Genomic DNA, 20,850 nt, shown 5'->3' on the forward strand with positions numbered 1-20,850 from the left:
TATTTAAATATATTGAAGGTTGGTATAACAGAAAAAGGATACACTCTTCTATTAATTACATGACTCCAGATCAATGTGAATTATTAGCTAGAAGTACAGCATGAAAAAGTTTGACTTTTTGTGTCCAAAATATTGACATAAGACCACCATCAAAAACAGGAAGATTTATATCTAATAATATAAGATTTCCATTTTCATTTTCAATATATTCTATTATATTATTAAAATCTATAGGAGCTTTCACTTCATACCCATACCTTTTTAGAAACTCTTGTAATTCTTCTCTTATAACTTCATCATCTTCAATAACGATAATTTTCTTCATTACCTTCCTCCAGTCTAAAATATAATTCAATGAAGCTTTAAAAACCTTAACAATTACTATAAATCTAAATATTATTTTTTACTATGTTTTTATATCCTAAATAAGTTGTATAAAAATATCCTATATAAATCACGATAAATATTAAAGTTGTTATTACAACCGAAAATTTAATATCTATTGGATTAAAGGTATTTATATAATCATTAACTACTATAATTCCAATTACAGAGTGAATTAATGCAAGAATAATTGGAAGACTAAAATATATAAATATTTGAATGAATATTGTTTTATTTATCATTTTTTTATTTGCACCAATTCTCTTTAAAGATCTATATCTTTCTATACTATCACTTGCTTCTGTTAATTGTTGGAGCGCTAATACAGCCATACTAGTTATTAAAAATACAATACCTAAATATATTCCAATAAATAGCATTGTAGTTGTAAGTCCTTTAAATTTAGAATAAACTCCATCCTTTGAATAAGCGGATATATAGTCAACATTTAAGCTTTTATACTTACCATTAATTGAACCTTTATCAATTTCCTCATATTTTTTATTGTTTTCTGCTCTATTATTATCAGAATACATTACATTAAGTACTGATTGATAAACTTTATAATTGGATAAATAATTATCATTTATAACTATTGTACAGTAAGTATTGGCAAAGGTATTAGTATTCAAATTTTCTTTTAGAACTTTATAATTTTTTACTAAGTATTCTCTTCCTTTAATATTAATTGTATTGCTAATTTTTAATTTTTCATCAATCTGCTTATATAACTTCTTATAATTTGATAAGAGTAAAACCTCATTTTTATTTAAATTTATTTCTTTTTCACCTTTAAGTTTTAGTATTTTATTATAGTCAGATATTTTTATAAAATTTGGACCAAACCCATCTAATTCTTTATCTTGAGCTTTAAATAAATCATTTAGTGTCATTTTTGTAGCATATTCATTATAAACTGCATATCTTTCATTTTCACTTATTTTAAAATGGATTTTATTAAGTAAATCTTCTATATTTTTATTTTCATTATTTGTATATAATACTATACTAGCATCAAAGGGAGTTGTTTTTTTTAAACCTGATTCAAAATCTTTTTTAAAGCTTATTCCTATAGATAACACCACTATTGTGATAAATAACATCATACAAATTAAAGCCATAGATAAAAAGTTAGTATTAACTTTACTACTCATCTGCTTTAATACAAATATATTTAGTCCTTTAAAATATATCTTTTTATTTTTACTTGCTACATATAATATGAATCCAGATAGACTAAGAAAAAATAATATTGTACATATTATTGCAACAAAAATTGATATTCTAAACATAGGATTTCTTAAATCCAAACCTATTGTTAGTATAGATTTATATACAAAACAAAAAGATATTAAACATAAAATAAATAACAATAAATATATAAATGGATTTTTTAATTTTATATTTTCATTTTTTCTATCTGCTTTTAGTAAGTCAATTATCTTATATTTAGAAATAACAAATACATTAAATATCATAACAAGTAAAAACATTATTCCAAAATATAATATAGTTTTACCTATAGCCCCTATGGATATATTAAATTTATATTCATCCACACCAATATCAAATAACTTTAAAGTGAAAGTAGATAACCCTTGTGATACTCCAATTCCCAATATAAGACCAGAAACTAAAGATATAAGTCCAACTATAAATGTTTCCATTACTAAAATTCTTGATATCTTTCTTTTTCCCATACCTAAAGTCATATATATGCCTAATTCCTTTTTTCGTTTTTTTATTAAAAAATCATTTGCATATACTATTAAGCTTCCTAATATTATAGATACAAGTACTGATACTCCCGACATAATCTCAATTAATCTAGATATATATTTTGAATCTGAAGATGCTATTTCAATAATAGCCCTTTGTGAATCTATTGAGTTAAAACTATAAAACATACAAACAGCTAATATTAGTGTTAAGAAATATATAGTATAGTCCTTATAACTTTTTTTTATATTAGCCAAAGCTATATTAAAATACATTGTTATCGTCACCTCCAAGAAGGGATATAACTTCTATAATTTTATTAAAGAACTCTTTTCTAGTATCATTTCCTCTTACAAGCTCACTAAAGATTTTTCCATCCTTAATAAAAAGTATTCTATGAGCATAGCTTGCTGTAAAAGAATCATGAGTAACCATAAGTATTGTAGTATTCAACTCTTTATTTAAACTTTCAAATCTTTCAAGTAATAGTCTAGCTGATTTTGAATCTAGTGCACCTGTTGGTTCATCAGCAAGTACTAAAGATGGATCAGTTACTATTGCTCTTGCTGAGGCAACTCTTTGCTTTTGTCCGCCAGACATTTCATAAGGATATTTTTCTAATACCTCTTCAATTTCTAAATATTTTGCTACTAATCTTATTTTTTTATCTATTTCTAAACTTTTATCACCTTTTATTGTTAATGCTAAAGCAATATTTTCATAAGCTGTAAGGGTGTCTAATAAGTTAAAATCTTGAAATATAAAACCTAACTCATTTAGTCTAAACTTATCTAACTCTTTTGATTTTAATCTAGTAATATCATTATCATTTATCATTATCTTACCGGTAGTAACATTATCAATAGTTGCTATACAGTTAAGTAATGTGGTTTTACCACTTCCAGAAGGTCCCATTATTCCAAGAAATTCTCCCTCATAAACTTTAAAACTGATATTATCTATAGCCTTTGTTACATTCCCCTTATTTCCATAATACTTTTCAATTTTCTCTACACTTAATATATTTTTCATTTGTAAATCCTCCTTTTTATCTGTATTAACTAATGTTTTTAAACTTATTTTATAGGATTCTCTTTTCACCCTCAATGTAACTATATTTCATTAATATTACATTTTTGTTATGTTAATATAAGCTATTATTATTTTTAAATAATGAAAACTCAAATCTAGATAGTAAAAAGTGTAATAAAAAAATTATATCTAACAAAATTTAGAATATACTTTAAATTAATTTAATAAATTAAAGAAATAAAATTTTAAGGTATCTTTTATTTTTATATTTAGTAAAAGTTCTACTTAACATAAAATATTCTAATTAAAAAAGCAATTTACTAATTAATAGTAAATTGCTTTTTAATATAATTTTATTTATTAATAAGGTGAATATTTTCAAATTCAAGAAAAATCATAATAGTTCTTGTACTAATCTCCATATCACCTCTAAAAATTACTATATATCTAATACTTTAATTTTATTTTGCATCTTTTATATAACATACTTTATAAATATAATATTGTTCGCTATAAAGTCAGATTTAACCATTGATATTATTTATATAAATCTAAAAACCTTACTTATTTATGATAAGGTTCTCCCTTAATTATTCTAAACCCTCTATATATCTGTTCTAATAGCATAACTCTAAATAATTGATGTGGAAAAGTCATTTTTGAGAAACATAATTTATAGTTGGCTCTATTTAAAACTTGCTCTGAAAGGCCAAGACTTCCTCCTATTATAAAGGCTATGTTTGAATTTCCTGTAACTCCACAATTATCTATAAATGATGCAAATTCTTCTGAAGTTATTTGCTTTCCTTTTAAATCCATAGCAACTACATACATGGTATCTTTTATTTTTGATAAAATTAAGTTTCCTTCTTTTTCTTTTATCTGTAGCTCTTCTTTTTCTGATGCATTATCCGGTGTTTTTTCATCTGATAGTTCTATAATATCTAATTTACAGTATCTACTTAATCTTTTAGAGTACTCATATATTGCTTGTTTTAAATATTTCTCTTTAAGTTTTCCTACGGTTATAACTGTTATATTCATATTTATCTTTAGTGAGTAAAATAAAAATTATATTTATCTCACCTATCCTCCTCTAGATTTAATTAACTTTTGAACTATTATATTATACATTTATTTTTATGATTTTCTAATATATTAGTCTAGATTTTTAGTTGTTATGTATTAACTACTTTTAATTTTTTATAATAAAAAAGCTTGCAAGACTTGACCTTTTTTAAATAAATATAAAATTTATTTAAATCTAGTATATAGCCTTTATGCAAGCTTTTATTGATATTAATCATTTAAAACTTTATCACTTCATATAAAATAATATTTTTATAAATATGATTTTATATTTATTTTCTTAATATCCTAATTCCTTATCTAAAAATATAACATTAATTCTGCCTTTTATTTTTTGTCTTTTAATTAATGTATATTCTAAACATATTCTATCTTCACTAGAACACTCCATACAATATCCTAACTTAGCACATGGAGTATTTTTATTAAGTCTTTTTGCATTAGCCGGTGCCGCAATTCTTCTGTTTCTTTCTATTGCACAATTTAAATCTGGTACTATTTTGTTTATTCCTGCAATTATTATAACTTTATCTGGACCATATAACATTGCAGCAACTCTATTACCATTTCCATCTACATTATATATTTCACCATCTTCAGTTATAGCATTACTGCTAGTAAAATATGCATCTGCTGAAAAAGCACCTCTATATATTTTTTTCACTTCATCTTGAGTTAAATTTTCTTTATATCTATCTAAAAACTTATATCTTGATGTTCTTAGATGATCTATAACTCCTGTCTCAAATAAAGTTACTGATCCGCCACAAGTAACTGTTGCACCCTCTTCTACTAATTCTTTTATCTTATCTATTAATTCTATGTTATCTTTTACATAAAATCCATTTATATTATTATTCTCTAAAGCTTTTATAGTTCTTTCTATTTTCTTATCATTAACCCAATTTAGATTCTTGTCCATATACAACTCTCCTCTTATAATATTGATTATATAGCTTTATTATATTATTAATATTTAAATATAACCTTAAATATTAGTAATATAAAGCTTTTTACTTCATAAATAATTAAGGAGGTTTTTAAACCTCCTTAATTTATGTTCTCTACAATTTTAAAATTCCATATGCAAAAATAAATTTCAATTAAGCATTTTTACCGCAACACTTCTTGTACTTCTTTCCACTTCCACATGGACAAGGATCATTTCTTCCTACTTTATTTTCATTTCTTGCTATTTTTGATTCTCTATAATTTCTTTGAATTTCTTTTCTCTTTTCTTCTGAGAATATAGCATCCCATTGTGGTAAATCATAAAGATAATCAGCTTTAGCATCTAACATATTAAAATATAATTTTTCAAAATCCACATCAAATGCTAATTCAGTATCTTCGTTTATTGTTTCTAAATCATATTGATTCTTTAAGCTATCATTTATTCCATCAACAAATCCCATTACGAATTCTTCAGTTGAATCAAACTCCTTAGATAACTCCTTTATTGTTGCTTTTTTAACTGTAGTATGGTTTGCTAATATGTTAGTGTATATCTTCTTTTCAATTTCGCTATATTCTGACCAGAATGCAGCCTCTCCCTTAGTTTTTACATAGTTTACAACCATATCTGTCCATTGACTATATAAACTCATCTTTACAATCTCCTTCTCTAGACATATTCTACTTGAAATTATACAAATTACCTTTGTTTTTTTCAAGTTTTTTAAGTTTATAACAAAAATTTAATGTATTTTTTCATAATTAATTCCATAAAAAGTTTAATTTAACAAAGTATCTATATAAATAATACTACTATACTTTCTTTAATTTACTTATATCTTCCTTATTAAAAGGCTTTGTTATATCATAATTTCCACCTAAGGATTCTATCATTTGGTTTTCTATAAGTATATTGATTTTATCTACTCCAGATAATTGGCATACAGAAGCAGCAATACTCTTTAAACATGCCTCTTCCTTAGCTGGACTTAATTTGGTTTGAGCTTCTTTACTTAAGTTAATAATAGCAACATTATCCTTAACTGAAAAGGATAATAATTTAGTATCCTTTGGTAATACAGGTTTAAGTTCACCTTTCATTGATGGACCTTTTATTAAAGCATTAACAATAACTGTTCCTAAAACCTCTTTTTTATCTAATAATAGCTCTGTTTTTCCTATTTGCGGATTATTCTCACCAGTTGAGGCATCAAAATATAAGTCTAAATCTAGGGTATTATCTCCCCCTTCATTTAAAACTTTTATATTTTTAGCTTGCTCTTTATTTGCTATTGCTTTATTATCTCTTTTTTCACATCCAATAAATGTAACTAATAAAAACACTAATCCTATTGCTAAAAAAAACTTGCCTTTTATATATTTCATATATCCACCCATTCCTTAAATTATAGTTCAGTATATCCACTAGGCTTATGCCTATCTGCCATAGACAAAGATATATCTTCACCAATAGCTATATTATTATCCCTTAAAACACCTAATACTGTTTCATAAGCTAAATCTGGATGATTATTAGTATTACTTAAATGTCCTAATATTATTTTTTTCTTTCTTCTAAGATCTAAAATATCTAATATAGCTTTACCACAATCTTCATTTGATAAATGACCTATTTCACTTAAAATTCTTCTTTTTAAATTATAAGGATAAGGTCCAAATTTTAACATCTGAACATCATGATTACTCTCTAAAAGTATAACTTCTGAATCCTTAATATTCTCTTTTATTTCTTCCGTAAATGTTCCAAAATCTGTAGCTACACTAACTTGCTTACCATTATTATGAATAGTATATCCCATTGGAGATATAGCATCATGAGGTATATTAAAACACTTTACATCAATATCTTTTATAGTTATAGTGCTACGTTTATCTATAACTTTAATGTTTTCTTCTTTTATCTTTCCTATGGAACCTTCCATAGAACTCCAAGTAGCGCTATTTGCGAAAATAGGTATATTGTATTTTCTAGACATTACCCCCACGCCTTTAATATGATCTGAATGCTCGTGGGTAATAAATATACCATCTATATCCGCAGGATTCTGATCTATCGACTTTAAAGCCTCATCAATCTTCTTACCTGGTAAACCTGCATCTAAAAGTATTTTCGTTTTCTCTGATCCTACAAAAATACTATTTCCACTGCTACCACTATATAGTGAGCAAAATATCATAAGTTATTTCCCCCAAATTAGTCATTTACAACTCTTCTTATATCAGCACCAAGAGCTTTAAACTTTTCTTCAATTTTTGGATATCCCCTATCTATATGCTCTATACTTGTAATTTCTGTATCACCTTTAGCTATTAATCCTGCAATTACCATAGCCGCTCCAGCTCTTAAATCTGTAGCTTTAACAATAGCACCTGTTATCTTATCTACTCCATCAATTATAGCTGTACGTCCTTCTACCTTTATACAAGCGCCCATTTTTTTAAGTTCATCAACATGCTTATGTCTACTTTCCCAAATGGTCTCCGTTATAAGACTTCTTCCTTCTACAGCACATAATAAAGAGCACATAGGTTGCTGAATATCTGTTGGAAATCCTGGGTATGGAGCTGTTTTAATGTTAACTCCTTTTAAAGGCTTTAAAACTTTAACTCTTATAGAGTCATCTCCCTCTTCTACACTAGCACCCATTTCTATTAATTTAGCACTTATTGATTCTAAATGCTTTGGTATAACATTCTTAATTGTTACGTCTCCACTTGTTGCTGCTGCTGCAATCATAAATGTTCCAGCCTCTATTTGATCAGGAATTACACTATAATTACATCCTTTTAATTTTTTAACACCTTTGATTCTTATAACATCTGTACCGGCACCTTTAATATCAGCACCCATAGAATTTAAAAAGTTAGCAACATCAACTACATGAGGCTCTTTAGCTACATTTTCTAAAACAGTTGTACCTTCTGCTAATGTAGCAGCTATCATAACATTTATAGTAGCACCTACTGTTACAACGTCAAAAAATATATTAGCTCCTAATAATCTTTCCGCCTTAACATTAACAGTACCATGTTCTATTGTAACCTCTGCTCCTAAAGCTTCAAAACCTTTGATATGTTGGTCAATAGGTCTAACCCCTATAGGACATCCTCCTGGTAATTCTACTTTAGCTTCTTTATATCTTGATAATAAAGCACCTATAAAATAATATGATGCTCTCATTCTTCTTACATCTTCAGTGCATGCTTCATGACTATTTATATTAGTAGCGTCTATCTCTAAAGTATTATCATCTAATTTCTTAACCTTACATCCTAAATCAGATAGTATTCTTTCAAGGCAATGAACATCTTCAATATTGGGAATGTTATCTATTACACATTTCCCTTCACTTGCTAGTACTGCTGCTGGTAAAATAGCTACCGCTGCATTCTTCGCTCCATTTATTTCTACAGAGCCTTTTAAAGACTTCCCTCCGTTTATAATCAACTTTTCCATTAACTTCACCCTTATTCAAAATTTTATAAATTCCCTATAAAAAATTTCCAAATCCGTCTATATCAATTTTGTTAGTTATCAAATTTCATCACTTTATTTTTATTCATAATTCTCATTATATCATATACTGTCCATATTTGAAGACATTTTTTAATATGTTTTAATAGTTATTTATATAGTTATTTCTTTACTTTTAAATTAACTTTTTTCTTCAAATCAATTTTAGATTCTTTATTATTATAACAATAGTATTATCTATATTAAACATATATTTTTATTTAAAAATACTTTATTTTATTTTTTATATATATTTAACTAAAATACATATAAAATTATTTATTTCATAAATTATCCATATAATTTTGTATAATTATATTATCCCTAAAAAAACATATTTTATAATAAAAACTTTTTAAAGCATAAAAAAATAACATCTTCACCAAAAAGTGAAGATGTTATTTTTTATATTTTAGGCTATTTACAGTTTAACCTTCAACTTCAAAGCTATTGCAGTCAGTAATTTCTTTGCTATGAGCTTGATCTAAGTGCTTTCCAACTTGAATTTTATCTAGTGTACAATAATTATCTTCCTTGCAGTGATATTTACACTCATGAACTGTACAGCCTATGCTTTCATTATGTTTCATAATAAATTCCTCCTTAAAATTAACTTTAAATTATCTTCAAATTTATCATTACCAAGTTATATTTTAATTATTCATTATGTTATGTTATAATTTATAAAAAAGCTTGTGTATATCAATAATGCTAAGAGAGGTTTAAATATGAAATATTATCTAGTAGCACTATTCGACGATGAATCATATAAGGCTATAGAACCTATGCAAAGAACTTTATCTAGAAAGTATAAACTTCATAGAAATTTACCGAAGTTGCATATACCACTAGAGATTATAGAAAATCCTAACATAGAAAAATTAGATCCTGTATTAAGCAAGATTTTAAAGCCTTATAAAAGATTTAAAGTAGAATTAAAAGATTTTGTCTGTATTGGAGAACCATATAAATCTATTAATTTAGAAGTTGAAAATAGAGGTTATATAAAGAGATTATCGCGTTTGATAAATGATACTCTTAAACTTCATGGTTTTAATGTTAGATCAAATGTAGAAAATTCTGATCTTTATATATCATTTGTTAATTCTAACCAAAGAGATTGGAAAAATAGAGATAATAAAAATGGAAATTCTAATTCTAAATCAAAAATAGAAAGTTTTTATGATACTGCTAAAATAGATAGAATAGAATTATGGAAATCTATAAATAATAAAAAAGAAACTATAGTTTTAAGCTATCCATTGAAATCCTTTTAAATAACTATACTAAAGTATAGTTATTATTTTTTTCTAAAATACAAAAAAGATAAACTTTTTAAACAATTTAAAATATTTTTTACTTGTATTCGTTTACTCCACTTTTCAATAAATAAAAGATTTTGTACAATAGTATAAGTGCATTGTCCTAAGAAGATAGGGGGATTTACAAATGAATCTTAGTAAATTTTTTCATCAACAAGAGGAATATAACAAGCAATTTTTATTAGACAAAAACTTAAACCCATATAAAATCAAAGCTAGAAAAAATCTAGAAATCCAAATAAAAATAGGTGATTTGGCAAACTCTACTAAATGTTTTAATTATTGTATTAATAAAGATGATAGTATTTCAATAACTACAATAAAAGAAAAATATATAGACTGTTTTTGCAGTATAATTTCTTTGGGTTTAGATAGCAATTTTTCTAGCATGTGTAATTTACTAATAAAACCTAATGATTATTGCTTAAGTGACCAATTCTTAAACTTATACATAGATGTTAATGATTTAATCATTTCACCATCTTTAGATCATTACAAAACTCTTTTAGAAGATTATATAAGTCTTGGAATAACCTTAGGGTTTTCAATTCAATCCATAGAAGAACAATTCTTTAAAAAAACTATTACTGAAATAGCACTATAAATTTTTAGTGCTATTTTTTATATTTTTTCACTTTTTAGGAATACTATCTTAAGAGGTGATAATAAAATGTTTGGAATAATTTCTGCTATAATATCAGGTATTTCAATGACATTACAGGGAGTCTTTAATACAAGATTAGAGGAAAAGGTAGGAACTTGGGAAACAAATGCCTTTGTTCAAGGATCTGCCTTTATAATAACAATAATAATAGCGTTTTTTGTAGGTAAAGGAAATTATAAAGAATTATTAACATCTAATAAATTATATTTAACAGGGGGACTATTAGGTGTTATAATAACATTTACAGTAATGGGTGGTATAAAAAATTTAGGTGCTACCTATGCAATTTCTATAATATTAGTTGCTCAACTTCTTAGTGCAGCTATAATAGATGCCTTTGGTCTTTTCAATACAAAGAAATTACCTTTTGGTTTCAACGAAATAGCTGGTGTTATTATTATGATAGTAGGTATTATAATATTTAAATGGAGAAGATAAACTAATATTCTTAGAGGGGGATAACATGAAATTTTTTAAAAATATAGCTTTTTTATCACAATTAGCTTATATAAATACATGTCATTATTTTAAAGAAAGAGTAGTTCCTTCTAATGATACCCTTGAAGAAAACTCTTTAATTTGGTTAGGTCATGCTACTGTTATTATTAATTTATATGGAAAAATTATACTAACTGATCCTGTTATGGCCTCATTCTTAGGAAACTTTAAAAGGTTAGTTAGATTACCTTTTTGTCCCTCTAACTTTAAAATAGATTATGTTTTATTATCTCATGGTCATACAGACCATATTCATTTTCCATCATTAAAAAAAATAAATAAAGATGCTACAGTTATAGTTCCTAATGGTTATAAAAGACCTTTGAAATTATTAGGATTTAAGGAAGTAATACTACTGCATGGTGGAGAAAGCTTTAAAGATAATAATATAAGAATAGACTGCTTTGATGCAAACCATGATGGAAGAAGGTTTTACATAGGTAAAAACAATCGTTCTAACTCATATTTAATTACAGTAAAAGATAAGAAAGTTTTCTTTGCTGGTGATACTGCCTATACTAAAAACTTTAAAGATATCAATTGTGATATAGCTTTAATGCCTGTAGGTTGTTATAAACCAGATAGATTTTCAGAAATGCACTGTACACCAGAAGAAAGTTATAAGATGTTTAAATCAATGAATTGTCCTTCAATGTTTCCAATTCATTACAAAACCTTTAGCCTTTCATTAGAGAAATTCGATGAAACCATAAAAAGACTAAAAGATTTAAAAGATTCTTCTATAAAGTTAGTAGATATAGGTAAACGTCAGTCTATTTAGATAAGAAAAAAATTACAGAGCTATATAGCTCTGTAATTTTTTTACTTTATAATATATAATATATAGAAGATATGTTTTAAATTTAACAATGAATAAGGACGTGAATTTTATGGATTTTAAACAAATGGAAGCATTTTTGAGTGTAGCAAAATTAAAAAGTTTTTCTAAAGCGGCTAATGCCATATATCTTTCTCAACCTACCATAAGTTCTCATATAGCTTCTTTAGAAAAAGAACTTAATGTACAACTTTTTGATAGAACATCAAAAGAGGTTAATCTTACTCCCGCTGGTAAATGTTTTCTTAATTATGCAGTTGATATAATAAATTTAAAAAATAATGCAGTATCAAGTCTTTGTGATTTTAATGATAATGTAAAAGGAAAATTATATTTAACTGCTAGTAGTACACCATGCAATACAATAATAACTAATCTTATTCGTAAATTTAATAATAAGTTTCCAAATATTCAGTTTATGTTAAAAGAACAAAGCTCCGGAGCAATAATAGATGACTTATTAAACTATAATTATGAAATAGGCCTTATAGGAAGAAATATTGATAATGATAAAATTAATTGTTACAAGCTTTTAGATGATGAACTTGTTGTAGTATCGTCCCCTAATCTTCATCTTCCAGAAGAAATAAGCATAGAAGACATTATAAGTTATAAATTTATATTAAGAGATAAAAACTCTGCTACCAGAAAAACTTTTGAACAAGCTTTAATTTTAAATAATATATCTTTAAATTCATTAAATATAATTTGTGAAGCTAACAATATAGATACCTTAATACAATTTGTTAAAAATGGCTTAGGTGTATCTATTTTATCTAAAAAACTATGTAGTGAATATTATGGATGTGAAACCTTTAATATATCTCGTATTAAAGGTATAAGACTACATAGAGAATTAAATCTAATAATTCATTCTAAAAGAACATTAACACCTATAGCTAAAGCCTTTTTTAACTTATGTAAAGAAGAATATAAATTTTAATTTTAATTGACCTATAAGTTTTAAAAACTTATAGGTCAATTTTTTATTATTTTAAATTAATTTTTATGTTTATATGATAAATAGTATAAGTTTGTAGTATATATCTTTTAATTAGAACAATACAAAATACTATTTCATATAATATTTAGTGTAATTGCTATTGAGGAGATTTTTATGTTTTCTTTTAAAAATAAAATAGAGAAAAACTTAAGAGATGCAATGAATGAAAATATTTATAAAGAATATAGAGTATTAATTAAATGCAAAAAATTTGAAGATAATATATCAAAGAAAATTTGTAATTTAAAAGGTTCTTTAATTCATACAATTAATTCAATAAGAATTATTTCAGCTTATGCTTCTTCTCGCGTTATAGAAAGATTATTAGAATTTCCAGAAGTTGAATATATATGTTTTGATAGTTATGCTCATCTTTGTGGAAGCCTTAGCGTTTCTTATGCAAATGGAATTAAATTTCCCGAGAAATATAAATTATCAGGTAAGAATATTGGAATAGGATTAATAGATAGTGGAGTCTATCCTCATCAGGATTTATTAATTCCTAATAATAAAATTAAATATTTTTTAGATGTTATAAACAATATAAAATATCCTTATGATGATAATGGTCATGGTACATTTATATCAGGAATATTATGTGGTAGTGGATACTGCTCTGATGGTTTATTTAAAGGTATTGCAGAAAAAGCAAATTTATTTGTTATAAAATCCTTCAATGCAACAGGTAAGGGATATGTATCTGATGTCCTTTTAGGTTTAGAGACTTTAATAAACTTATCAGAAAAAAATAATATAAAAGTATTATGCTTACCTTTTGAAATTTTAGAACATAATCCCTTTATAAATTCATTATTTAAAAAGATTTTTAATATAGCAATAGGTAAAGGACTTACTCCTGTTGTACCAAGTGGAAGTAATCCTTCTAAAGAAGATTCTATTAGAGGAATTGCTATTTTAGATAATTGTTTAACAGTAGGTGGGTTAGATAGCTTTAAGTCATTTAAAGACTTTGAATTTTCTCCATCTACTTCAATAAAAAAAATAAAAAAACCTGACTTATTAGCAGCTTCTGTTAATATATGCTCTCTAAATTCAGATAAATTTTTTATATCAGAAAGAAATGGACGAAAGTTATATCCTTCAAAATTAGAAGAAAATTATATAAGTTATAGTGGAACTTCTTGTAGTTGTGCATATATAAGTGGACTTTGTGCATTATTATATGAATTCAATAATAATTTAAATTTTAAAGATGTAGTTTCCCTATTAAAAATGTCTTGCGAATTAAAGGACTGGTTAAAGTATAATCAAGGGGAAGGATTAGTTAATACAAATACTCTATTTTCTAAAATTTTAAAGTAATTCATTAATTTTTAGAATTGAATCTTATACAATAAATATTATATAAATTATTTTTAAGTTATATTTTACAATCAAACCTATGAAATTAGATTTAAGATCTAACTTCATAGGTTTGATTTTTTATAACTATAGGGTTTTGTAGTCTTTATACACCTTATACTATTTTTTATTCTATATAATTATTAGGATTTATAGCTTTTCCATTTACCCTAAGTTCAAAGTGAACATGAGGCCCTGTACTTCTTCCCGTATTTCCTACTTTAGCTATAACGTCACCTTTTTTTACCTTATCACCTTTTTTAACCAGTATTTCACTACAATGACCATATAATGTTTGAATTTTATTTCCATGGTCTAAAATAACCTTTTTGCCATATATACTATGATAAGATGTATCTATAACCTTTCCATCTAAGCTGGCTATTATATCAGTCCCTGAATTAGCTGCTATATCTATCCCATGATGTTTTTCTCCATTCCATCTTGATCCATAATTCGAACTTATATATCCTCTAGATGGAATTTTTAAAAACTTTAGATTTTCTTCAATAGGATTTTTTATTCCTTTATATATTATGCTTTCTGTAGCATCTACTAGTATATTTTCTTCTAAAATTTCTATGCTTTTTACTTTATCATTAACATATAAAACTTTTTCTTCTACATCTTTTATTCCCTTTTGTCCATCTACTCTTTTGCTCTCTCCTAAAAACATATCCTTTGAATTTATATAAGATACTGGAGACTCTATATCTCTTCTTTCTTTTTTTAATGCTGAAATCTCTACAAAAGTTACAGGAGTTTTTTTGTTTAGTTCTATAATTTTTTCTACAATATCATTGATATTTGATATTTCCGAAAGATAAACATATTCACTTTCATAATTAAAATTAGCTTTCACATCTATACTTTTTATATTTTCCTCTTCTAATTTATTCATCTCCATATATTTATAACCTAGATTTTCTAATATTGTTTTTCCTTCATCTTCTTTAGATATATACCCTAAATCAATATCATTTGCTGTAAGTTTATATCCCTCTACTTTAACATCTATTTTTTCTAATATATTTTCTTTTAATATTTCATCAGATAATATTAAAGTATTTGATTTATTTACCTTTTTATATGTAAACCTATTTTCTCCTTCTTTTATTGAATTAAAGTTATTAGATAATTCTTTAAGTATATTAGAATATATTTTTTCTATTTTATATTTGCTATCAGTATAACCAATAGTTATTTCATTACAATAAACCTCATAGAAAGCAGGCTCTTTAATTAATATTAAAAATATAATTAATGGAATAAAGGTAAGAAAAAATCCTTTAAGTACTTTAATATATTGGAAATTTTTACTCTCCATAATATTCTCCTTTAAAGTGAAAATTTCTTAAAAAAATAAAATTCTTTATTAATCTTCCCATTAATATATTTTTTTATTCAATTTCATATATAATTTAGTAACATTGAGAGAAATGACTTGCTCTGATATAATAAGTTTTACAGTATAATTGTAATTATTAATGTTAATTATAAATACTTAAATAAACTTTGAAATGGAGGACTTATTCCTTATGAGTACTTTTATGCTAAAAAGCTCTACAATTGAATTTACACCAGTTAATAATATATTTATTGAAAAATATATGATTAAAGCAAGAGGTGAATTTGTTAAAGTTTATCTATTAATGCTAAAGTACAGTGTTTCTGGAGAGCTAGGTGTTAGTTCCTCTGTTATTGCTTCAAATCTCAATTTATTAGAATCTGATGTTATGAATGCTCTTAATTATTGGAACGATGAAGGAATCATTAAACTTATTCCTATAGATAAGATGGGAAACTTTAATATTCAATTTATGGATTTAAAAACTGAAGATGTTGTCAATAATAATTCTGTCAACCTTTTAGAAGAATTAAATAAAAATGATAGAAAAGATATGTTAAAAGATATTGAGATTTTAACAGGCAGACCATTATCCCCTAAGGAAATGACAACTTATCTAAGTTGGCAAAATGATTACGGATTTCCTTCTGAAATGATACTTTTACTTATAGAATATTGTGTATCAAAAGGTAAATCTGATATTAGATATATTGAAAAAGTAGCTTTAAATTGGTATGATGCTGGTATAAAAACCCTAGAATCTGCCCAATCTTATATAACAAAAAATGAAGATAAGTGGATAAAAATCAGAAAAATTTTAACTTATATGGGAATAAAAAATGGTGAAGTAATGAAGCCTCAACAAGAACTTCTAGAAAAATGGCTGTATAAATATAATTTTTCTATAGAAATGATTTTTAAAGCATGTGAAATATGCTTTGAAAGATTAAATAGAGCAGATTTTAAATACATAGATGGTATTTTAAATAAATGGTATAAAGATAATATACAAACTATAGAAGATGTAGCTAAAAAAGATTCAATGCATAAAGAAACATCAGTAAAAAGAAAGACTAAAGAAAATAAAAATACTCTTAGATTCAATGATTATGAACAAAGAGTTTATGATTATGATTCTTTAGAAAAGAAATTGTTAGGATGGGATGACAATGATTAAAGGTTATCAAGAAGAACTTATGAATATTTACGAAAAAATACGTAATGAAGAAGAAAATGCTTTTAAAAATAGAAAAGAAGAGATAAAAAAATTGTATCCTGAAATTATAGCAGTAGATAATAAAATTGGTAATCTATGCATTAAACTTTCATTAAACGCCTTAAAAAAATCTTCTAATAGAGAAGAAGAATTTTATAAACTTCAAGAGGCCATTACTGATTTAAGAATGAAAAAATGTGAAATGCTTGTTTCTAAGGGATATACTCCTGATTATCTTAATCTTCATTATAGATGTAAAAAATGTAAAGATACAGGCTATATAGGTGTAAGGCAATGTTCTTGTTATAGACAAAAATTAGTACAACTTTATTATAAAAACTCTGATCTAGAAGATGCTGTTAGAGCAAATAACTTTAAAACCTTTGATATAAACTACTATACTTCTCATAAAATAGGGGATGAAAAATTTTCTCCAAGGAGAAATATGGAGACTATATTAGATAAAATAGTAAATGACTATATTCCTAATTTTAAAAATCATAACAACAACCTACTTTTTTATGGAAATTCAGGAACTGGCAAAACCTTCTTATCTCATTGTATAGCTAAGGCCCTTTTAGATAATGGTTTTTTAGTTGTTTATAGAACTTCTGATGAGCTTATAAGAAATTTAAAAGAAATTCGTTTTCAAGGAAATGAATTTTTAGAAGACTTATTAGTAAATTGTGATTTATTAATAATAGATGACTTAGGAGCTGAACAAATAACAGAGTTTTCAATAACTGAATTATTTACCTTACTGAACAAAAAGATTTTAAAAAATAAAAAAATGTTAATTTCAACAAATTTAACTTTACCATCATTATCAAAAACTTATTCTGAAAGAATTACATCAAGACTTCTAGGTAATTTTACTCTTTATAAATTTTATGCTGAAGATATAAGAGTTAAGAAAAACTTATCTAAATTAAAATAATAAATTTAATTTATCTTATATAAAAGCTAGCTTCAATTCTAAAGTTATACACAGCTTTAGAATTATTTTTTATCCACAAATAACTATATAAAAATATCCACATAATTATAAATTTAATTTATTGTTATGTGGATAAATATTTTATATTATAAACTTAATTTATATATAATGTTCTAATTCCTTACATCTCATATAAGAATTCTTTATTATCTCTTTTGGATATCCTATATAATCAAGAAGCCTTATAGCATTCTTTGTTTTAGATATTCCCTTTTTAATCTTATAATCAAAAGTTAATCCTTCTTTATTATTTACATCTTCACTAAAATAATAAAAATCATATTCATTATTTAGCATATCGGTAAGCTCTCTGTCATGAGTAGCAACAATTACTATTGCATCTCTTTTATTTATATATGACAATATTTCTGCCGATGAAGCTATTCTTTCTACAGGATTAGTGCCCCTAAATATTTCATCTATTAATGAAAATACAGGAATATCTTTTTCTAGTGAATTTATAATCCTAAGTAATGATTCCGCTTCAGCCATATAATAACTTTTTCCATTGTCAATATCATCCTTAGGGCTAATTGAAGAAACTACATTAAAAAATGGCGCCTTGTACTCCTTTGCAAAGGAAAAATTAAATGTTTGAGATATTAAAATATTAGCTCCGACCATTCTAAGAAATGTTGATTTTCCTGACATATTTGTTCCAGTTAAAACAATTCCTTTACTATCAATTGCTATATCATTTGCTACTGATTTTTTTAATAAAGGATGAATTCCAGATTTTATTTTTAAAGATTTTTTATCAACAAACTGTGGTATACAAATCCTATCCTCATTACATAGCTTATATATGGCAATTGAAGATAAAGCATCTATTTGTCCTATATTATAAAATAAATCATATATTTTATCCTTGTTTTTTTCTATTTCAGTGCTGATTTTATAGTAAGTACTTTCCTCTATTAAAAATGGAATTGCAAGAAATTCAAATACTCCACCAAATCCATTAAAAATATCAATTACTAATGTACCTTTATCTATATTTTTTATATCTTTTAAAATACCCTTTATATTATTTTTATAGTATTCTATAGAATTATCCTTTATTCTAGATATCTTTTTTCCTACATTAATTAGATCTCTTAAGTAATTTATTCCACTAGCCTGTATTACTCTCTCTTCACTTCTATTTATTCCACAATTGATTAATGCCACAACCATAAACGCAAACATAAACCTTGTATCTTTAAGAAATATTGCTAATAAAACTAAAACTATAGGTAATATTCTTCCTAAAAAATAATATATGTAATATTTTAATTTATTTATAGTTAACATGCCATTTAACATTCCTAATAACATGTTTTCTTTATCAAATCCAAGTTTAAAAAGAATACATCTTATATCAATAATTAACTTTCTATTATTTTTAAAATTCTCAATTGCATTTTCTCTAGATTTTATTTTCTCCTTATTCATAAGAGGATTTCTAAGCATACTATAAAGAACACTTTCTCCAGCACTGCTATAAGTTCTATCTATATTAGAATAAATTTTATCCATCTCTAAATCATTCCAAGTTATATCATCTATTGTATATTGTTCTTTTTCATTTAGATCAAAAAATTCTCTTATTTTATGGAAGTCTCTATTTTTATCTTTTTCTTTAAATAAATCATCTTTTACTAAATTTTTTAATTGTATCATAAAATTCACTCTTTTCTTCTAACACTTTCTATGATTGTACTTATTATATAAAAGTTTATATAGATATAAAAATTAAATCAATTAACTTTGAAAACCATTAAAAATAATTTAATTACTAATTACATACTTATTAAATTATATTTTTATATTAATTTATGAAAAATAAATCTACATTTTAAATTAAAATATTTCAAATAAAAAAAGCTTTGGAAAAATCCAAAGCTTTTTGGCGACTCAGAAGGGGCTCGAACCCTCGACCTCCGGCGTGACAGGCCGGCACTCTAACCAACTGAGCTACTGAGCCAAACTTGGTGGGCACAACAGGGCTCGAACCTGTGACCCTCTGCTTGTAAGGCAGATGCTCTCCCAGCTGAGCTATGCGCCCAAGTTTGTGGTGACTCCTAGGGGAATCGAACCCCTGTTACCACCGTGAAAGGGTGGTGTCTTAACCGCTTGACCAAGGAGCCAAGATTAAATTTTAAAAATGGAGCTGGCAATAGGAGTCGAACCTACAACCTGCTGATTACAAGTCAGCTGCTCTGCCATTGAGCCATGCCAGCTTATTTTTTTTAATGGCGACTCAGAAGGGGCTCGAACCCTCGACCTCCGGCGTGACAGGCCGGCACTCTAACCAACTGAGCTACTGAGCCAAATTTGGTGGGCACAACAGGGCTCGAACCTGTGACCCTCTGCTTGTAAGGCAGATGCTCTCCCAGCTGAGCTATGCGCCCAAATTTGGTGACTCCTAGGGGAATCGAACCCCTGTTACCACCGTGAAAGGGTGGTGTCTTAACCGCTTGACCAAGGAGCCAAGATATATATGGCGACTCAGAAGGGGCTCGAACCCTCGACCTCCGGCGTGACAGGCCGGCACTCTAACCAACTGAGCTACTGAGCCATAATGTGGTGGGCACAACAGGGCTCGAACCTGTGACCCTCTGCTTGTAAGGCAGATGCTCTCCCAGCTGAGCTATGCGCCCGAATGGTGACCCCTAGGGGAATCGAACCCCTGTTACCACCGTGAAAGGGTGGTGTCTTGACCGCTTGACCAAGGGGCCTTATCAGCTGTACCACATTAATAATCCATATATTCAATGTTTTATTTATTTCTTTCGGTTGCCCCGCAACCTGACAAAGACTATGATACAAAAAAAAAGGTATACTGTCAACACTTTTTTTAAATATTTTTAGTTTTTTTGCTTTTTTATTTTAATTTTAAATAAGTTC

19 protein-coding genes, 10 tRNA genes and 1 pseudogene are annotated in these 20,850 nt (G+C 26.1%); 8 read left to right on the forward strand and 22 right to left on the reverse strand.

What is annotated here, in order from left to right; all coding sequences use genetic code 11:
- Positions 1 to 145 precede the first annotated feature (145 nt).
- From BUA70_RS08255 to BUA70_RS08300, 10 genes and pseudogenes are all read right to left on the reverse strand, one after another.
- Positions 146 to 325, reverse strand: a pseudogene (locus tag BUA70_RS08255) (response regulator); the annotation flags it as partial.
- A gap of 64 nt (positions 326 to 389) precedes the next feature.
- Positions 390 to 2,378, reverse strand: a complete 1,989-nt coding sequence (locus BUA70_RS08260; RefSeq protein ID WP_072896215.1) for an FtsX-like permease family protein — start codon at positions 2,376 to 2,378, stop codon at positions 390 to 392.
- Positions 2,368 to 3,135 (reverse strand): ABC transporter ATP-binding protein, encoded by a 768-nt coding sequence (locus BUA70_RS08265; RefSeq protein ID WP_072896217.1) that lies wholly within the window; start codon positions 3,133 to 3,135, stop codon positions 2,368 to 2,370. Before BUA70_RS08265 ends, BUA70_RS08260 begins: the two co-directional genes overlap by 11 nt.
- Positions 3,136 to 3,699: 564 nt before the next feature.
- On the reverse strand, positions 3,700 to 4,179 hold the full coding sequence (gene rlmH, locus BUA70_RS08270) for a 23S rRNA (pseudouridine(1915)-N(3))-methyltransferase RlmH (protein ID WP_072896219.1): 480 nt from the start codon (positions 4,177 to 4,179) through the stop codon (positions 3,700 to 3,702).
- 325 nt (positions 4,180 to 4,504) lie between these two features.
- Positions 4,505 to 5,146, reverse strand: a complete 642-nt coding sequence (locus BUA70_RS08275) for a lactate utilization protein (protein ID WP_072896222.1) — start codon at positions 5,144 to 5,146, stop codon at positions 4,505 to 4,507.
- A gap of 181 nt (positions 5,147 to 5,327) precedes the next feature.
- The gene (locus tag BUA70_RS08280) at positions 5,328 to 5,831 is read right to left on the reverse strand and encodes an SEC-C metal-binding domain-containing protein (protein ID WP_072896224.1); all 504 of its coding nucleotides are present in this window, start codon (positions 5,829 to 5,831) and stop codon (positions 5,328 to 5,330) included.
- Positions 5,832 to 5,991: 160 nt separating this feature from the next.
- A complete protein-coding gene (locus BUA70_RS08285; protein ID WP_072896227.1) occupies positions 5,992 to 6,564 on the reverse strand; it encodes a GerMN domain-containing protein in 573 nt (190 codons plus the stop codon).
- 20 nt (positions 6,565 to 6,584) lie between these two features.
- A complete protein-coding gene (locus BUA70_RS08290; protein WP_072896230.1) occupies positions 6,585 to 7,376 on the reverse strand; it encodes an MBL fold metallo-hydrolase in 792 nt (263 codons plus the stop codon).
- Between the two features lie 17 nt (positions 7,377 to 7,393).
- Positions 7,394 to 8,656: a UDP-N-acetylglucosamine 1-carboxyvinyltransferase gene (locus tag BUA70_RS08295; RefSeq protein WP_072896232.1), complete on the reverse strand. Its 1,263-nt coding sequence runs from the start codon at positions 8,654 to 8,656 to the stop codon at positions 7,394 to 7,396.
- A gap of 485 nt (positions 8,657 to 9,141) precedes the next feature.
- Positions 9,142 to 9,303, reverse strand: coding sequence for a DUF1540 domain-containing protein (locus BUA70_RS08300; protein ID WP_072896234.1), 162 nt, complete (start codon positions 9,301 to 9,303; stop codon positions 9,142 to 9,144).
- A 138-nt stretch (positions 9,304 to 9,441) separates the two neighbouring features.
- Here BUA70_RS08300 and BUA70_RS08305 point away from each other — a divergent pair, with 138 nt between their 5' ends.
- From BUA70_RS08305 to BUA70_RS08330, 6 genes are all read left to right on the forward strand, one after another.
- Entirely contained in the window at positions 9,442 to 9,990 is a 549-nt protein-coding gene (locus BUA70_RS08305) for a hypothetical protein (protein ID WP_072896236.1), read from the forward strand.
- Between the two features lie 172 nt (positions 9,991 to 10,162).
- Positions 10,163 to 10,639 carry a dUTP diphosphatase gene (locus BUA70_RS08310; RefSeq protein ID WP_072896239.1) on the forward strand — a complete coding sequence of 159 codons (477 nt, stop codon included), beginning with the start codon at positions 10,163 to 10,165 and terminating at the stop codon, positions 10,637 to 10,639.
- Between the two features lie 66 nt (positions 10,640 to 10,705).
- Positions 10,706 to 11,137, forward strand: a complete 432-nt coding sequence (locus BUA70_RS08315; RefSeq protein ID WP_072896241.1) for a DMT family transporter — start codon at positions 10,706 to 10,708, stop codon at positions 11,135 to 11,137.
- A 25-nt stretch (positions 11,138 to 11,162) separates the two neighbouring features.
- Positions 11,163 to 11,978, forward strand: coding sequence for an MBL fold metallo-hydrolase (locus BUA70_RS08320; RefSeq protein ID WP_072896244.1), 816 nt, complete (start codon positions 11,163 to 11,165; stop codon positions 11,976 to 11,978).
- Positions 11,979 to 12,087: 109 nt separating this feature from the next.
- On the forward strand, positions 12,088 to 12,978 hold the full coding sequence (locus BUA70_RS08325) for a selenium metabolism-associated LysR family transcriptional regulator (protein WP_072896247.1): 891 nt from the start codon (positions 12,088 to 12,090) through the stop codon (positions 12,976 to 12,978).
- A 174-nt stretch (positions 12,979 to 13,152) separates the two neighbouring features.
- Positions 13,153 to 14,361 carry a S8 family serine peptidase gene (locus BUA70_RS08330; RefSeq protein ID WP_072896249.1) on the forward strand — a complete coding sequence of 403 codons (1,209 nt, stop codon included), beginning with the start codon at positions 13,153 to 13,155 and terminating at the stop codon, positions 14,359 to 14,361.
- A 166-nt stretch (positions 14,362 to 14,527) separates the two neighbouring features.
- On the opposite strand, the gene BUA70_RS08335 is transcribed toward BUA70_RS08330, so the two are convergent.
- Entirely contained in the window at positions 14,528 to 15,727 is a 1,200-nt protein-coding gene (locus BUA70_RS08335) for a M23 family metallopeptidase (protein ID WP_072896251.1), read from the reverse strand.
- Between the two features lie 211 nt (positions 15,728 to 15,938).
- Here BUA70_RS08335 and BUA70_RS08340 point away from each other — a divergent pair, with 211 nt between their 5' ends.
- On the forward strand, positions 15,939 to 16,925 hold the full coding sequence (locus tag BUA70_RS08340; RefSeq protein WP_072896254.1) for a DnaD domain protein: 987 nt from the start codon (positions 15,939 to 15,941) through the stop codon (positions 16,923 to 16,925).
- Positions 16,918 to 17,901 (forward strand): ATP-binding protein, encoded by a 984-nt coding sequence (locus BUA70_RS08345; protein ID WP_072896256.1) that lies wholly within the window; start codon positions 16,918 to 16,920, stop codon positions 17,899 to 17,901. Before BUA70_RS08340 ends, BUA70_RS08345 begins: the two co-directional genes overlap by 8 nt.
- Before the next feature lie 159 nt (positions 17,902 to 18,060).
- Here BUA70_RS08345 and BUA70_RS08350 read toward each other — a convergent pair whose 3' ends face one another.
- From BUA70_RS08350 to BUA70_RS08400, 11 genes are all read right to left on the reverse strand, one after another.
- On the reverse strand, positions 18,061 to 19,623 hold the full coding sequence (locus BUA70_RS08350; protein WP_072896259.1) for a MutS-related protein: 1,563 nt from the start codon (positions 19,621 to 19,623) through the stop codon (positions 18,061 to 18,063).
- Between the two features lie 227 nt (positions 19,624 to 19,850).
- A tRNA-Asp gene (locus BUA70_RS08355) sits at positions 19,851 to 19,927 on the reverse strand.
- A gap of 5 nt (positions 19,928 to 19,932) precedes the next feature.
- Positions 19,933 to 20,008 (reverse strand) — tRNA-Val (locus tag BUA70_RS08360).
- A gap of 7 nt (positions 20,009 to 20,015) precedes the next feature.
- A tRNA-Glu gene (locus BUA70_RS08365) sits at positions 20,016 to 20,090 on the reverse strand.
- An 18-nt stretch (positions 20,091 to 20,108) separates the two neighbouring features.
- A tRNA-Thr gene (locus tag BUA70_RS08370) sits at positions 20,109 to 20,183 on the reverse strand.
- Between the two features lie 13 nt (positions 20,184 to 20,196).
- Positions 20,197 to 20,273 (reverse strand) — tRNA-Asp (locus tag BUA70_RS08375).
- A 5-nt stretch (positions 20,274 to 20,278) separates the two neighbouring features.
- Positions 20,279 to 20,354, reverse strand: a tRNA-Val gene (locus BUA70_RS08380).
- Positions 20,355 to 20,359: 5 nt separating this feature from the next.
- Positions 20,360 to 20,434 (reverse strand) — tRNA-Glu (locus BUA70_RS08385).
- A 10-nt stretch (positions 20,435 to 20,444) separates the two neighbouring features.
- A tRNA-Asp gene (locus tag BUA70_RS08390) sits at positions 20,445 to 20,521 on the reverse strand.
- A gap of 6 nt (positions 20,522 to 20,527) precedes the next feature.
- Positions 20,528 to 20,603, reverse strand: a tRNA-Val gene (locus BUA70_RS08395).
- A 3-nt stretch (positions 20,604 to 20,606) separates the two neighbouring features.
- Positions 20,607 to 20,681 (reverse strand) — tRNA-Glu (locus BUA70_RS08400).
- Positions 20,682 to 20,850 lie beyond the last annotated feature (169 nt).

The sequence above is a fragment of the Clostridium fallax genome, assembly GCF_900129365.1.
Taxonomy (GTDB): domain Bacteria; phylum Bacillota; class Clostridia; order Clostridiales; family Clostridiaceae; genus Clostridium_AH; species Clostridium_AH fallax.